Origin of the sequence: Halopseudomonas yangmingensis (genome assembly GCF_900114825.1) — a bacterium.
GTDB lineage: Bacteria > Pseudomonadota > Gammaproteobacteria > Pseudomonadales > Pseudomonadaceae > Halopseudomonas > Halopseudomonas yangmingensis.
Map to the genome: position 1 here is coordinate 1 of NZ_FOUI01000018.1, position 12,957 is coordinate 12,957.

General features: G+C 59.6%; 15 protein-coding genes and 3 tRNA genes. 5 read left to right on the forward strand and 13 right to left on the reverse strand.

Annotated features, from left to right (window positions below):
• Positions 1-111: 111 nt before the first annotated feature.
• On the reverse strand, positions 112-747 hold the full coding sequence (gene nth / locus BMZ23_RS13405; protein WP_093478448.1) for an endonuclease III: 636 nt from the start codon (positions 745-747) through the stop codon (positions 112-114).
• Between the two features lie 169 nt (positions 748-916).
• On the opposite strand from nth, the gene BMZ23_RS13410 reads away from it, so the two are divergent.
• The 3 genes from BMZ23_RS13410 to BMZ23_RS13420 all read left to right on the forward strand — a co-directional run bounded on the left by BMZ23_RS13410 (position 917) and on the right by BMZ23_RS13420 (position 1,257).
• Positions 917-992 (forward strand) — tRNA-Ala (locus BMZ23_RS13410).
• Positions 993-1,098: 106 nt separating this feature from the next.
• Positions 1,099-1,174, forward strand: a tRNA-Glu gene (locus BMZ23_RS13415).
• A gap of 7 nt (positions 1,175-1,181) precedes the next feature.
• Positions 1,182-1,257, forward strand: a tRNA-Ala gene (locus tag BMZ23_RS13420).
• 59 nt (positions 1,258-1,316) lie between these two features.
• On the opposite strand, the gene flhB is transcribed toward BMZ23_RS13420, so the two are convergent.
• The 12 genes from flhB to pomA form a co-directional block, all read right to left on the reverse strand.
• Positions 1,317-2,456, reverse strand: a complete 1,140-nt coding sequence (flhB, locus tag BMZ23_RS13425; RefSeq protein ID WP_093478451.1) for a flagellar biosynthesis protein FlhB — start codon at positions 2,454-2,456, stop codon at positions 1,317-1,319.
• A gap of 1 nt (position 2,457) precedes the next feature.
• Positions 2,458-3,234, reverse strand: coding sequence for a flagellar biosynthetic protein FliR (gene fliR / locus BMZ23_RS13430; RefSeq protein ID WP_093478454.1), 777 nt, complete (start codon positions 3,232-3,234; stop codon positions 2,458-2,460).
• Positions 3,235-3,237: 3 nt separating this feature from the next.
• Positions 3,238-3,507, reverse strand: a complete 270-nt coding sequence (gene fliQ / locus BMZ23_RS13435; protein WP_093478457.1) for a flagellar biosynthesis protein FliQ — start codon at positions 3,505-3,507, stop codon at positions 3,238-3,240.
• 10 nt (positions 3,508-3,517) lie between these two features.
• On the reverse strand, positions 3,518-4,294 hold the full coding sequence (gene fliP / locus BMZ23_RS13440) for a flagellar type III secretion system pore protein FliP (protein ID WP_093478460.1): 777 nt from the start codon (positions 4,292-4,294) through the stop codon (positions 3,518-3,520).
• The gene (gene fliO / locus BMZ23_RS13445) at positions 4,291-4,713 is read right to left on the reverse strand and encodes a flagellar biosynthetic protein FliO (protein WP_093478463.1); all 423 of its coding nucleotides are present in this window, start codon (positions 4,711-4,713) and stop codon (positions 4,291-4,293) included. The genes fliP and fliO overlap by 4 nt, the downstream gene beginning before the upstream one ends.
• Positions 4,713-5,192, reverse strand: coding sequence for a flagellar motor switch protein FliN (fliN, locus tag BMZ23_RS13450; RefSeq protein ID WP_093478466.1), 480 nt, complete (start codon positions 5,190-5,192; stop codon positions 4,713-4,715). The genes fliO and fliN overlap by 1 nt, the downstream gene beginning before the upstream one ends.
• 32 nt (positions 5,193-5,224) lie before the next feature.
• Positions 5,225-6,196 (reverse strand): flagellar motor switch protein FliM, encoded by a 972-nt coding sequence (fliM, locus tag BMZ23_RS13455; RefSeq protein ID WP_093478469.1) that lies wholly within the window; start codon positions 6,194-6,196, stop codon positions 5,225-5,227.
• A gap of 10 nt (positions 6,197-6,206) precedes the next feature.
• Positions 6,207-6,662 (reverse strand): flagellar basal body-associated FliL family protein, encoded by a 456-nt coding sequence (locus tag BMZ23_RS13460; protein ID WP_245748236.1) that lies wholly within the window; start codon positions 6,660-6,662, stop codon positions 6,207-6,209.
• A gap of 323 nt (positions 6,663-6,985) precedes the next feature.
• A complete protein-coding gene (locus tag BMZ23_RS13465) occupies positions 6,986-8,182 on the reverse strand; it encodes a flagellar hook-length control protein FliK (protein ID WP_093478475.1) in 1,197 nt (398 codons plus the stop codon).
• A 137-nt stretch (positions 8,183-8,319) separates the two neighbouring features.
• Positions 8,320-9,288: an NAD(P)H-dependent flavin oxidoreductase gene (locus tag BMZ23_RS13470; protein WP_093478478.1), complete on the reverse strand. Its 969-nt coding sequence runs from the start codon at positions 9,286-9,288 to the stop codon at positions 8,320-8,322.
• Positions 9,289-9,364: 76 nt separating this feature from the next.
• Entirely contained in the window at positions 9,365-10,285 is a 921-nt protein-coding gene (locus tag BMZ23_RS13475; protein ID WP_093478481.1) for a MotB family protein, read from the reverse strand.
• Positions 10,285-11,064 carry a flagellar motor protein PomA gene (pomA, locus tag BMZ23_RS13480; RefSeq protein WP_093478484.1) on the reverse strand — a complete coding sequence of 260 codons (780 nt, stop codon included), beginning with the start codon at positions 11,062-11,064 and terminating at the stop codon, positions 10,285-10,287. The genes BMZ23_RS13475 and pomA overlap by 1 nt, the downstream gene beginning before the upstream one ends.
• Positions 11,065-11,293: 229 nt before the next feature.
• Between pomA and BMZ23_RS13485 the strand changes: the two genes are divergently transcribed.
• Both BMZ23_RS13485 and BMZ23_RS13490 read left to right on the forward strand, forming a co-directional pair.
• Positions 11,294-11,995 carry an SIMPL domain-containing protein gene (locus BMZ23_RS13485; protein WP_093478487.1) on the forward strand — a complete coding sequence of 234 codons (702 nt, stop codon included), beginning with the start codon at positions 11,294-11,296 and terminating at the stop codon, positions 11,993-11,995.
• 89 nt (positions 11,996-12,084) lie between these two features.
• Entirely contained in the window at positions 12,085-12,954 is an 870-nt protein-coding gene (locus BMZ23_RS13490; RefSeq protein ID WP_093478490.1) for an alpha/beta fold hydrolase, read from the forward strand.
• The last annotated feature ends 3 nt before the right edge of the window (positions 12,955-12,957 follow it).

Sequence of the window (12,957 nt, forward strand, 5' to 3'; positions counted from 1 at the left end):
CAAACCGAGAATGCCGGTCACGCTCTCAACGCTTTGGCAGCGAGAGCAGGAAGCCCCTCATCTATGCGCAGCATGATGAGGGGGAGCATTCACATGTTGTGTTGGCCCGCCTCAGTCCGAGGTTTTCTGGCGGTATTCGCACAGATCCTCAATTCGGCAGCTGCCACATTGGGGTGAGCGGGCCTTGCAAACATAGCGGCCATGCAGGATCAGCCAGTGATGGGCATCCAGCAGAAACTCGGCAGGGACATGCCGCATCAGTTTTTTCTCGACCTCCAGCACGGTCTTGCCCGGTGCAATACCGGTGCGGTTGCTGACGCGAAAGATGTGTGTGTCGACCGCCATGGCCGGCTGGCCAAAGGCGGTATTGAGCACCACGTTGGCGGTCTTGCGGCCGACGCCGGGCAGCGCCTCGAGCGCTTCGCGGGTCTGCGGAACATCGCCGGCATGCCGTTCGATCAACAGTCGACAGGTTTCAATGACATTCTTCGCCTTGCTGTTGTACAGGCCGATGGTCTTGATGAACTCGCTCAATCCGTCCACGCCCAGTGCATGTATCGACTGCGGGGTATTGGCAACCGGAAACAGGCGGGCAGTGGCCTTGTTGACGCCTACATCGGTCGCCTGCGCCGACAGTATGACCGCAATCAGCAGTTCGAACGGGTTGCTATAGTTGAGTTCCGTGGTCGGGTGGGGGTTGTCGTCGCGTAAACGGCTGAAGATTTCGTGACGCTTTTGTTTGTTCATAAGTGGCTATCTGCAGTTTCCTGTATCGAGCATTGTACCCACACCGCGATGCATTTCCTTAATGGCACGTGCGTGCGTGCATGAGGCCAGCTTTGATTGCTGGTCGCCGGCGGAATTTTCTGTTGACAGTCCGAGGGTGCAGTCATAATATGCGCCCCGTCAACACGACGGGGCTATAGCTCAGCTGGGAGAGCGCCTGCATGGCATGCAGGAGGTCAGCGGTTCGATCCCGCTTAGCTCCACCAATTTTTTGGTCAGTGCGCGAGTGCTGACCTGTTTTGTTTGAACACTGGCCGGTTTTCAGTACGAATCGGCGAAAATGCCTCCAGCGGCATTTTCTGAAGGGTTTGCGTCCCCTTCGTCTAGTGGCCTAGGACACCGCCCTTTCACGGCGGTAACAGGGGTTCGAGTCCCCTAGGGGACGCCATTATTACGGGGCTATAGCTCAGCTGGGAGAGCGCCTGCATGGCATGCAGGAGGTCAGCGGTTCGATCCCGCTTAGCTCCACCAACACAAAACCCGACCAGGCAACTGGTCGGGTTTTTTGTTGTGCAGTCGCCGTGTCAGGCTTATTCGTCGCGGCGCAGGTCTTCAGGGATGCTGGGCGTGGGCATCGGGCCAGGGCGCTTGCCTTGGCCAGCGCGGTATTGGCGTAGCTGGTAAACGTAGGCCAGTACCTGGGCGACGGCCAGATAAAGGCCGGCAGGAATTTCACGGTCGAGTTCGGTGCTGTAGTACACCGCTCGCGCCAGTGCCGGGGATTCCAGTACCACCACATCATGTTCGCCGGCTACTTCACGGATTTTCAGGGCTATTACATCAGCTCCCTTGGCTACCAATACCGGCGCTCCCAGCCCTTGCGGATCATACTTCAGCGCCACGGCGAAGTGCGTCGGGTTGGTGATGACTACGTCGGCCTTGGGGACTTCGGCCATCATGCGCCGGTCGGCCATTTCGCGTTGCAACTGGCGGATCTTCGATTTCACCTCGGGTTTGCCTTCGGTGTCCTTGTATTCGTCCTTGATTTCCTGCTTGGTCATTTTCAGCTTTTTCTTGTTGTCCCAGACCTGGAAGGGTACATCCACCGCGGCGATAAGAATCAGCGAGCAGGCCAGCAGGATCAGTGAGTGAACCAGTACCCAGGCGCTGTGGCCGATGGCGATTGGCAGGGTTTCGTTGGCCATCGACAGCAGATCTTCGCGGCGCAGCTTGAGCACCACAATGGCCACCGCCAGTACCACCAGAAATTTGGCCAGTGCTTTCAGCAGTTCCACCAGTGCCATGACTGAAAACATGCGCTTGAGCCCGGACAGCGGGTTCATGCGTTCGAACTTGGGGGCCATCGATTTGGCGCTGAACAGCCAGCCGCCAAGCATCATGGGGCCCCCGATGGCGGCGATCAGCAGCATGATGAACAGTGGGCCAAGCACCAGCAGTCCCTGTTCGGTGGAGGCCAGCAGATGCCGGGCCATGCTGTCGGTGGCGTAGATGGCATGCCGTTCGATGCTGAAGTTGAAGGCCATCAGGTCGATCAGTCGGCGGGCCATGGCGGGGCCAAGCATCAGCAGACCGATGGCGGCGGTGAGTACTACGGCGAGGGTGTTGAGTTCCTTGGAGCGGGCGATCTGGCCCTTGTCGCGGGCGTCCTTCAGGCGTTTCGCCGTGGGCTCTTCCGTGCGTTCCTGACTGCTGTCCTGTTCTTCGGCCATGTCAGCTGGCTCCGACCATGTCGCGCAGCAGGATCAGCACTTCGCTGACCAGTTCGTGGTATTGGCCGACAAAGTTGCCCAGTACCACCCAGATGATAAACAGGCCGAACACCAGGCTCAGCGGGAAGCCGATTGAGAAGATGTTCAGCTGCGGGGCGGCGCGCATCATGACGCCAAATGCCAGGTTGACGATCAGCAGGGCGGTGACCGCCGGCAGGCCGATCAGCAGGGCGGCGGCCAGTACCCAGGTGAAGCGCAGTACGACCTCCATCCAGGTGGACAGCTGGAAGAACTGGCCAATCGGCAGGCTGGTGAAGCTTTCCGCGAGTACTTCGATGGCGACCAGGTGGCCGTTCATGCCGAGGAACAGCAGGGTGGTGAGCATGGTGAATACCTGGCTGACCACTGCTACCGAGATGCCCATGGCCGGGTCGTTCATCGAGGCAAAACCCAGACCCATCTGCATGGCGATGATCTGACCGGCGATGACGTGCACCTGAAACAGCAGCTGCAGCATAAAGCCCATGCAGGCGCCAATCAGGATCTGTTCGCCGATCAGCAGCCAGCTGGCCAGGCTGAGCATGTCGAGGCTGGGCACGGCGGGGATCTGTGGGGTGATCAGCAGGCTCAGCAGCAGTGCCAGATACAGGCGTACGCGCATCGGCAGCAGTTGGGTGCCAAATACCGGCATGGTCATCAGCATGCTGGCAACGCGAAACAACACCCACAGGTAGGCGTTGAGCCAGTCGCCAAGCAGTGCCAGATCCAGGTTGAGCATGGCTCAGCCGATCAGGCTGGGTATGGAGCGGTAAAGGCGGTCGCTGAAGTCGACCAGTTCGCGCACCAGCCAGGGGGCAACCCAGATCAGCGTCATAAAGGTGAACAGCAGGCGTGGCAGGAAGCTCAGGGTCTGTTCGTTGATCTGGGTGGCGGCCTGGAACATGGCCACCGCCAGGCCGACTACCAGGCTGGGCAGGACAATCACGGCGACCATTACGGTGGTCAGCCAGACGGCCTGGCGGAACAGGTCGACGGCTACTTCGGGTGTCATGGCGGCTCTCCTAGGTGACGGCGAAGCTGGCGGCCAGGGTGCCGATGATCAGGGCCCAGCCGTCCACCAGCACGAACAGCATGATCTTGAACGGCAACGAAATGATCAGCGGCGACAGCATCATCATACCCATGGCCATCAGTACGCTGGCGACCACCAGGTCGATGATCAGGAACGGGATGAACAGCATGAAGCCGATCTGGAAGGCGGTTTTCAGTTCCGAGGTGACGAAGGCCGGGACCAGGATGTGGAAGGGCACTTCGTCGGGGCCGGTCAGGTCGGTGCGCTTGGCCAGGCGGATGAACAGTTCCAGGTCGGTTTCGCGGGTCTGGGCCAGCATGAAGTCGCGCAGCGGGATGCTGGCGGCTTCGAGTGCCTGTTGGCCACTCAGTTCCTGGTTGATGTAGGGCTGCAGGGCGTTGTTGTTTACCCGCTCGAACACCGGGGCCATGATGAAAAACGTGAGAAACAGCGCCAGTCCGACCAGTATCTGGCTCGACGGTGTCTGCAGCAGGCCCAGCGCTTGGCGCAGAATGGCGAAGACGATGATGATACGGGTGAAGCTGGTCATCATCATGACGATCGCCGGGATAAAACTGAGGGCGGTCATCAGCAGCAGGATCTGCAGGCTGACCGACCAGGTTTGCTGGCCGTCCTCGTCGCTGGTCAGGGTCAGTGCCGGCAGACTCAGCGGGTCGGCGGCGCTCTGTGCCAGCAGGCCGGGTGACAGCAGAAGCAGCAGCAGGCCGAACAGGCCTGTCAGGGCGTGCAGCGGGCGGCGGCTCATGTCGGGCGGTCCTTGTTCAGCAGTGCCTGCAGTTTGCGGGCAAACTCCGAAGGTGCTGCCTGGGCCTGCCCGGGGTCGATCACTGGCTGTTCGAACACATGCAATGTATTTATCCGCCCCGGTGATGCCCCTAGCAACATCTGGGTACCGCCAACATCGACCAGCAACAGACGATCGCGTGGCCCCAGCGGGACATTGGCCAGCAGGCGGATGTGCTGGCTGCCCTGACCGGCCATGGGGCCAACCCGACGCAATAGCCAGCCAAGCAGAAAGATCAGGCCGACCACCAGCAACAGTCCGAGCCCCAGTTGAGCCAGTTGGCTGCCAAGGGCCGCGCTGGCGGACGGGGGGGCGGTTTCGGAGGCTGTTGCGCTGATGGCTGGCAACAGCAGCAGGATCGGTGGCAGAAGTCGGTTCATTAGCGCAGTTTCTTGATGCGTTCGCTGGGACTGATCACGTCAGTCAGGCGGATGCCGAATTTCTCGTTGACCACCACTACCTCGCCGTGGGCGATCAGCGTGCCGTTGACTTTAACATCCAGCGGTTCACCTGCCAGCCGGTCCAGCTCGACAACCGAGCCCTGGTTGAGCTGCAGCAGGTTGCGGATGGTGATATCGGTGTTGCCGACCTCCATCGAGATGGTTACCGGGATGTCGAGGATGACGTCCAGATTGGGTGAGTCGGAAACAGCAAAGTCCTCTTCCGGTCCCCTGCCTGCACCGCCGGAAAATTCTTCCATGGGCATGGGTTTTGAGGGCGCTGCCTGCGGCGGAGCGTTTGATAACAGGGCGTCTATATCGTCCTGATCGCTGTTGCCGGCCTCCTCCAGTGCTGCAGCCCACTCATCGGCAAGGGCTTGCTCCTCCGGAGAAATTTCATCTTTGTCGTTGTCGCTCATCGTGCGTTCCTTTCTGACATTCTGGCGTTGAATCAACGTGGACGGGGCACCGGCCCTAGAATCTGCAAGGCCAGGTTACCCTTGACCGAGCCGATCTTGGCCTTGAAGGTGGGTACCCCGTTGGCGCAAAGCACCATATGTTCGGGCATCTCCACCGGAATCACGTCGCCGGCTTGCATGCTCAGTAGCTCGCGCAGGCGCATTTGCCGGCGAACCACGGTGGCGCTCAGGGGGACCCGGGCACCAGTGATTTCTTCGCGCAGGGCGCGTACCCAGCGTTCGTCATGCTCGTCCACATCGGACTGCACGCCGGAGTCGAGCTGCTCGCGCAAGGGTTCGATCATCGAGTAAGGAAAGGTCAGGTGAATGTCGCCGCCGCCGCCATCCAGCTCAATATGGAAGGTTGAAACCACCACCACTTCACTGGGGCTGACAATATTGGCCAGAGCCGGGTTGACCTCGGAGTTGACGTATTCGAAGTTCACGTCAAGGATCGCGTGCCAGGCCTCCTTGAGATCAACGAACGCCTGGTCCAGTACCATGCGCACCACACGCAGTTCAGTGGGAGTGAACTCGCGACCCTCGATCTTGGCGTGGCGGCCGTCACCACCAAAGAAGTTGTCGACCAGCTTGAAAACCAGCTTGGCGTCCAGAATGAACAGCGCAGTACCGCGCAGCGGTTTCATCTTCACCAGATTGAGGCTGGTAGGAACATACAGTGAGTGGATGTACTCACCGAATTTCATTACCTGCACGCCACCCACCGACACATCTGCCGAGCGCCGCAGCAGGTTGAACATGCTGATGCGGGTGTAGCGTGCAAAGCGCTCGTTGATCATTTCCAAGGTCGGCATGCGTCCACGGACGATGCGGTCCTGACTGGTCAGATCATAGTTTTTGACACCGCTGGGGTCGCTGTCATCGTCGGTGTCAATAGCGCCGTCATCGACGCCGTGCAAAAGCGCATCGATTTCGTCCTGTGACAGCAGATCCTGTACGGCCATGGGTGATTTCCTATTGCAGTACCAGATTGGTAAAAAGGGCTGATTCGATGACCGGGCTACCGATTTCGCGTTCCAGCAAGGTCTGGATTTCCTGGGTGGTCTTGTCGCGCAGGGCTTCTCGGCCATCGGCTTCAAGCAGTTCGGCAAAGTCAGTGGTAGAGAAGGTCATCACCAACTGGTTGCGGATCAGTGGCATGTGCTGGGCGAGTGCGCCCATGCTGACGGCATCACGACCAAGCAATACCACGCTGACCTGCATGTAACGCTGGCGGCCGGCATGGTTGAAATTGACCACGAAGGGAGGCTCCAGCGTCTGGTATACCGCTGGCTGCGGGAGTGCCGGCACGTTTGATTGACTTTCTGCCGTTTCTGCATCGGCTGCCGGATCCTTGTCCTTGAACAGCAATACATAGGCAACGCCACCGAGCGATAACAGCAGGGCAATGATGCCAGCACCGATCAGCATGAACAGTTTGCGGCGGTTTTTGGCAGGGGCCTGAGTTTCAGCCTGAGCGGGTTGTGCTTGTTTTGCCTTGGGCATGACAGTTTTCCGTCGTTTTCAGGGGCTTGCGAGGGCAGCAGCAGTGCCTGGTAATGTCTATGCATTGCTTGTGCCAAGAGTGCGGTTGACTGCCTTTTCAGTCAAGAGATCCTCGTAACACCGACACAGTGCGGGTGGTGTCTGCCGAGGGCGGGGCGCACAGAGGCAAGAATATAGTCTTGTGAGGTAAATGTCTTTGTCCGGCCCACGCCCTGGTCAGATGTTCGGGCATGGGCCGGGAGGGAAGGTCAGGCGTAGAAGTCGATCAATCTGTCGTTGGCTGCCAGGGGTAGTTCACCACGAATGCTATCGCCGGTTTCGCTGCCGGGGTTTGCTGCGTTGCCTGACTGGCGGCCGTCACCTCGATCGTTGTCACCCGCTGCAGCCTGTTGCTGTTGCTGCTGGCCGGCGGACTGGTCAGACACGCTGACATTCTGCAAGTCCAGTCCCTGCTCGGTAAACATTTCACGGAGGCGGAAAACCTGCGCTTCCAGTGCTTCCCGAACCGAGGGGTTGAGGCTGACAAACTGTATCTGGTGTTCCTGGCCGCGGGATTGGATATGAATTTCCAGTGGTCCCAGCTCCGCCGGATCAAGGCGGATTTCGGCGCTGCGCAGATTCTGGCTGGACATCCACATGACCTTTTCCACCAGCGCTTCGGAATAGCCGGTTTGCCCGAAGGGTACGCCCAGTGCCTGCATGGCCGGGTTTACCGGGCGAGCGGTCAGGGCCGCCTGCTGGCTGCTCTGGCTGGCCTGGGCCAGTGCTTTGATGCTGCTGTCACTGGTCTCGCTATCGGTGCTGGCCGAGGTGTCAGTGCGGCTGCCCAGAGCGCCGGCAAGACGTGCAGCCAGTTCTGCCCGATTCCCGAGCTCGCCAAGATCCAGCACATTGCCAGGCGTACCGTTGGCCAACAGTGTCTTTGCATCTGCCTGCAGGGAGGTGGCGCTATTGTCGTGTTCCGCGCCGCTGCGGTTGAGCTGCAGGCGCATGTTTTGCAGATCGCCACCGTTAAGAGAGCGAAGCTGCAAGCCTTCAGTGTTGTCGGCGATTTGCGCGGCATTGCCCATCCGCGCCTGACCCAGCCAGTGCAGCCATTCGGCAGCCACCGCCGCTACCGATTCAGGGCTGGCGTCGGCCAGCGTGGCCGCCAGCTGTTGGTCTTCTTCGCTGGCATCCAGAGTCGTCAAACTATTGCCGCTTGCGTCGTCGGCCGGCAACAGCTTGCCGTCAACTTCAAGTTGTTTCAGGCCGGCCAGCGCAGCAGCCGGATCACTGATACCGAGTTGCTCAAGCAGGTTTTCCAGCTCGGCTGGATCCTGCATGCCAAGCAGCTCGGCAAAGCTGTGGGGTTGGCCGTTGGCATCGGTTGCCTGACTGTCGCCGGCGCTGCCGCTGGCAGTATTGCCGCCCGTCAGGGCAAGCAGGTTCTGGCCGATCAGCATGGATGTGTCTCCGTCATTCGATGGCTGGTGACAGATTCAATGCAATGATCGGGCCAAAACTAGCGAGTCGACAGGTTGTGCCTGCTTGGGGATGCCGACTGCACGTCGGCGATCCTGGTTTGCACCCGAGCCGGTGGTTACAAACCCAGCAGTCGTTGGCGGGCTTGTTGGTATTCTTCCTTCAGTTCAGCGATTACCTCGGCGGTTGGCTTGATCTCGCGAATGCCGCCAACGCCCTGGCCGGCACCCCAGATATCGCGCCAGGCTTTGCTCTTGCTGCTGCCGCCTGAGCCGAACGACATGCTGCTCTTGTCGGCCTCTGGAAGATTTTCCGGGTCCAGGCCGCTTTTCTCGATACTGCCGCGCAGATAGTTGCCGTGCACTCCGGTGAACAGACTGGAGTAGACGATATCGCTGGCGCTGCTGTCGACCAGCATCTGCTTGTAAGCCTCATCCGCATTAGCTTCCGGCGTTGCAATAAAACGCGTACCCATATAAGCAAAATCCGCCCCCATCGCCTCTGCCGCGAGAATCTGGTTGCCGCGACTGATGCTGCCCGACAGCGCAATCGGGCCATCCCAGAAACTGCGTACCTCATTCACCAGCGCAAAGGGGCTGAGGGTGCCGGCATGCCCGCCAGCGCCGGCGCAGACCAGAATCAGTCCATCTACCCCGGCCTCGATGGCTTTTTCCGCATGGCGCACGCTGACCACGTCATGGAATACCTTGCCGCCGTAGCTGCGCGCCACCTCCACCGCCTGGTGCGGTGCACGCAGGCTGGTGATCATCAGCGGCACCTTGTATTTCGCACACATATCCAGATCGTGCTGCAGCCGGTCGTTGGACTGATGGACGATCTGGTTTACCGCAAAGGGCGCCACCTTGCGCTGCGGGTTGGCCGCCTGGAACGCTGCGAGCTCCTCGGTCAGTCCTGCCAGCCACTCTTCCAGTACCTCGGCGGGGCGTGCGTTAAGCGCGGGAAAGGAGCCGATAATGCCGTTCTTGCATTGCTCGGCGACCAGGCGCGGGTTGGAGATTATGAAAAGCGGTGATGCGATAACCGGCAGTTCCATCCGCGCCTTGAGTTCACGAACCAGATCGGACATGGGAGTTCTCCTTTTGGACAATTCGCCATGGTAACCACTTTATACGGGGTTTGGGGATCCTGCGGCAGCTCGGGTGTCAGCTGCCGGTTACATCGAGCAGGGAGCCAATTTCCAGTTCGCGAATCAGTTCCTCAACATCCTCATCCAGCAGTTTTCGCAGTTCCGCTTCGTATTCGTTGGCGGGGTCGGACAGATCGACGATGATTTCCACGCGGCGATTCAGCGCGCGGGTTTCCGGCCAGTCATTGCTGGCGCGTGGACGGGTTTCGGCAAAGCCCTGCACGCGCATACGCTCCGGATTCAGCGTTTTGGCGTGCAATAGGGCATTGGCTACCGAGGAGGCGCGGGCGGCGGACAGATCCCAGTTGGATTCGAAGCGGTAGGTATTGATCGGGATGTTGTCGGTGTGGCCTTCCACGGTGATATCGCCCGGCATGCGAGACAGTACGCCGGCAATCTTTTCCAGCATATTGTCAAAGCCGGCACTCATTTCTGCAGAGCCTGAAGGGAATGATCCCTTTTCTTCGACACGGATAATAATTCTGCGGCGATCTTGCTCCAGTTGCAGCTTGCCTTGGCTTATATCATCTTCCAACAGTTCCTGAAGGGTTTGCATGCTGGCATTGATCTGCGCCTGGGTGGTCGATTCGACCTTTTCCCGGAGTTCATTTTCTATGCGTTCGCGAAGGGTTTCCAGGTCTGGCTGCTGCTCTGTGGTTTGCTGGCGCACCGACTCAACCGGGGTGGGTTCCGGTATGCCAGGCGAGAACTTGTCGAAGATAGGGCTGGTGCCCATGGGGATTTCCACTGCAGGGACTTCGCGCTGAACGCCAAAGGCCTTGGAGAGTTCGCCGGCTATCTGCTTGAAGCGTTGCGCGTCGATTTCCGAGAACGCCAGCAGCAGTACGAAGAAGCACATCAGCAGTGACATGAGGTCGGCAAAGGTCACCACCCAGGCAGGCACGCCGGCCTTTTCCTCTTCTTCGGGCAGATCCATCAGTTCTCGGCTCCGGCGTCCTGCGCCTCGGCCTTGTCACGCTTGGCTGGCGGCAGATAGCTTTTCAGCAGTTGCTCGACCACGCGCGGATTGGTGCCTTCCTGAACAGCAATTACTGCATCTATCCAGAGTGCCTGCAGGCGTGCTTCTTCGGTCATGCGCAGATTCAGCTTGTCTGCCAGTGGCAGGCAGACCATGGTTGCCAGCATGGCGCCATAGAGCGTGGTGAGCAGGGCGACGGCCATGGCGGGACCAATGGCCTTGGGATCTTCCATGTTCGACAGCATCTGCACCAGGCCGATCAGGGTGCCGATCATGCCCATCGCCGGCGCTACATCGCCCATGGCGCTGAATACCTTGGAGCCCCAGCGGTTGCGGTCGAGGGTCAGTACGCGCTCCTTTTCCAGGATGGCGCGGACGGTTTCAGGTGCATGCCCGTCAATCAGAAGCTGGATCCCAGACTTCAGAAAGGGCGCTTCGATTTCGCGGTCTTCCAGCGCCAGCAGGCCCTGTTTACGCGCAATGTCGGCAATTTCGACCATTTCCTCGATGCAGGTTTCTACTTCAGGAAGCCGAAACTTGAAAGCACGACCAGCAACTTTTATGGCGCCAAAATATTGTGCAAAGCTGAACTTGGCCATTACTACGAACAAACTGCCTCCCACTACGATCAGCAGGGAGGGGACGTTGAGGAAAACCTCGGAGGAAACGCCCAGCAGAATTGCTGCGGAAATGATGGCTATTGCGCCGACCAAGCCGATAAGTGTCGCTAGATCCACGTGTTCTCCGGGTTTTAGAGGGGCTCTGGAGTACTGCAGAGATCAGGGTGCAGGGTAAATGTCGTTGTCGGAAATCCGGCATATTTTAAGTGCCTCGGTTTGTTTTTGGAATTGTTCCATTGAACTGGATGTTGCCGTTCGTCATTTGTCTGCCGGCTGGCGTGTTCGCCAAGGGGCAGCGCGAGGACTATGCTGGGCAATATTATTGTGATCAGGGGGGTGTGGCTGAATGCGTAGTCTATTCGGGTTCTGGTCGGCACTGGTGCTGGCCGTGGCGTTGGCGCTGGTGGCGATCAGCGTGAAAAGCGGCCTTTTGCAGTTCCGTGATGCGGATCGTATTGTCAGCGTGAAGGGGCTGGCTGAGCGGGCGGTGGATGCTGACCTGGCCCTGTGGCCGATCAACTTTGTGGTCACCGGCAATGCGCTGGATGTGCTGCAGGCCGAGCTGGAGAAACAGCAGGCCAAGGTGCGCTCGTTTCTGTTGCTGAGCGGCTTTGCCGAGCAGGATATCCAGCTGTCGATGCCACGCATTGTTGACCAGCACCTGAACAGCTATGGCCAGACCCTGCCGCCGGAGCGCTATCGCGCGGAAGTCACTGTGCTGGTGCGTACTGCAGAGGTGCAGCGGGTGCGCGAGGTGATGCAGAACGTGGGTGAGCTGGTACGTTCGGGCGTGGCACTGTCACAGAGCTACGAGTTCCAGCCGCAATTTCTGTTTACCCGGCTGGAATCGATCAAGCCGGATATGATCAGCGATGCTACCCGTGATGCGCGGGCGGCGGCGGATCGTTTTGCCGAGGATGCCAACGCGGTAGTCAGTGGTATTCGCCGTGCCTCACAGGGTTATTTCTCGATTGAGGATGTGGATCCCTATACGCCGGAGCGCAAGCGGGTGCGGGTGGTGACCAGTATTGATTACATTCTGCAGTAAGGCCGTCAGGCCGAAGCAATCCAGACGTGGCTGTGCCGGCTGCAGGGGCTTTGTGTAGACTGTCGGGCTGTTTACCGGGAGTTCTATCCATGCAGCTGAATCTCTGGTCCCACACTACCTCCGCCGGTTTCACCCTGCGTGGCTGGCATACATCGCCATCCGGCAAGCCGTTGCTGCACTTTCTGCATGGTAATGGCTTTTGCACCCGCACCTATGAGCCGCTGCTGGCACAACTGGCCGAGCACTTCGACCTGTGGCTGTGCGACCTGCAGGGGCATGGCGAAAGTGATCACGGCGGCAACTTTGTCGGCTGGAACCGCAATGCCGAGCTGGTGGTGGAAGCCTTCGAGGCCGGGCGCGGGATTTTCGGTGAGGTGCCCAGGCTGGCGCTGGGGCACAGTTTTGGCGGGGTGCTGACGTGTCTGATCATGGCCGAGCATCCGCAGTTGTTTGAACGTGCGGTGTTGCTTGATCCGGTGCTGTTTCCGCAGTCAATGATCCAGTTGCGTCGCAGCATGAGCCTGCTGGGTTTTCGCCGTAATCCAATGGCGGAGGGCGCGCGGGCGCGGCGTCATCACTGGCCGGACCGTCAGGCGGCCCATGGTGCCCTGCACGGTCGCGGAATTTTTCGCGGCTGGGATGAGGTGGCCTTTGCTGCGCATATCGAGCATGCGCTGAAGGACCACCATGAGCAGGGCGTTGAGCTGAAATGCCGTCCGACCCGCGAGGCGGAGGTATTTGATTCGATGCCGGAGCGGCTGTGGTGGTCGTTGAAGCGGATCCAGACGCCGACCCTGCTGCTGCATGGGGATCGCACCTATCCCTTTGTGTCACTGGCGGCCCGGCGGCTGGCGCGGGTCAATCGCCAGGTAACGGTACGCAGTCTGCCCGGCGGGCATTGCTTTATGCAGGAAGACCCCGGCACCGCAGCGGCGGCGGTGCTAGGGTTTCTGCGCTGAGCC

Bases quoted from the DNA above. Each gene is read 5' to 3' on its own strand.
- nth (WP_093478448.1), bottom strand. From the start codon at position 747: ATGAACAAACAAAAGCGTCACGAAATCTTCAGCCGTTTACGCGACGAC.
- flhB (WP_093478451.1), bottom strand. From the start codon at position 2,456: ATGGCCGAAGAACAGGACAGCAGTCAGGAACGCACGGAAGAGCCCACG.
- fliR (WP_093478454.1), bottom strand. From the start codon at position 3,234: ATGCTCAACCTGGATCTGGCACTGCTTGGCGACTGGCTCAACGCCTAC.
- fliQ (WP_093478457.1), bottom strand. From the start codon at position 3,507: ATGACACCCGAAGTAGCCGTCGACCTGTTCCGCCAGGCCGTCTGGCTG.
- fliP (WP_093478460.1), bottom strand. From the start codon at position 4,294: ATGAGCCGCCGCCCGCTGCACGCCCTGACAGGCCTGTTCGGCCTGCTG.
- fliO (WP_093478463.1), bottom strand. From the start codon at position 4,713: ATGAACCGACTTCTGCCACCGATCCTGCTGCTGTTGCCAGCCATCAGC.
- fliN (WP_093478466.1), bottom strand. From the start codon at position 5,192: ATGAGCGACAACGACAAAGATGAAATTTCTCCGGAGGAGCAAGCCCTT.
- fliM (WP_093478469.1), bottom strand. From the start codon at position 6,196: ATGGCCGTACAGGATCTGCTGTCACAGGACGAAATCGATGCGCTTTTG.
- BMZ23_RS13460 (WP_245748236.1), bottom strand. From the start codon at position 6,662: ATGCTGATCGGTGCTGGCATCATTGCCCTGCTGTTATCGCTCGGTGGC.
- BMZ23_RS13465 (WP_093478475.1), bottom strand. From the start codon at position 8,182: ATGCTGATCGGCCAGAACCTGCTTGCCCTGACGGGCGGCAATACTGCC.
- BMZ23_RS13470 (WP_093478478.1), bottom strand. From the start codon at position 9,288: ATGTCCGATCTGGTTCGTGAACTCAAGGCGCGGATGGAACTGCCGGTT.
- BMZ23_RS13475 (WP_093478481.1), bottom strand. From the start codon at position 10,285: ATGGATCTGCCCGAAGAAGAGGAAAAGGCCGGCGTGCCTGCCTGGGTG.
- BMZ23_RS13485 (WP_093478487.1), top strand. From the start codon at position 11,294: ATGCGTAGTCTATTCGGGTTCTGGTCGGCACTGGTGCTGGCCGTGGCG.
- BMZ23_RS13490 (WP_093478490.1), top strand. From the start codon at position 12,085: ATGCAGCTGAATCTCTGGTCCCACACTACCTCCGCCGGTTTCACCCTG.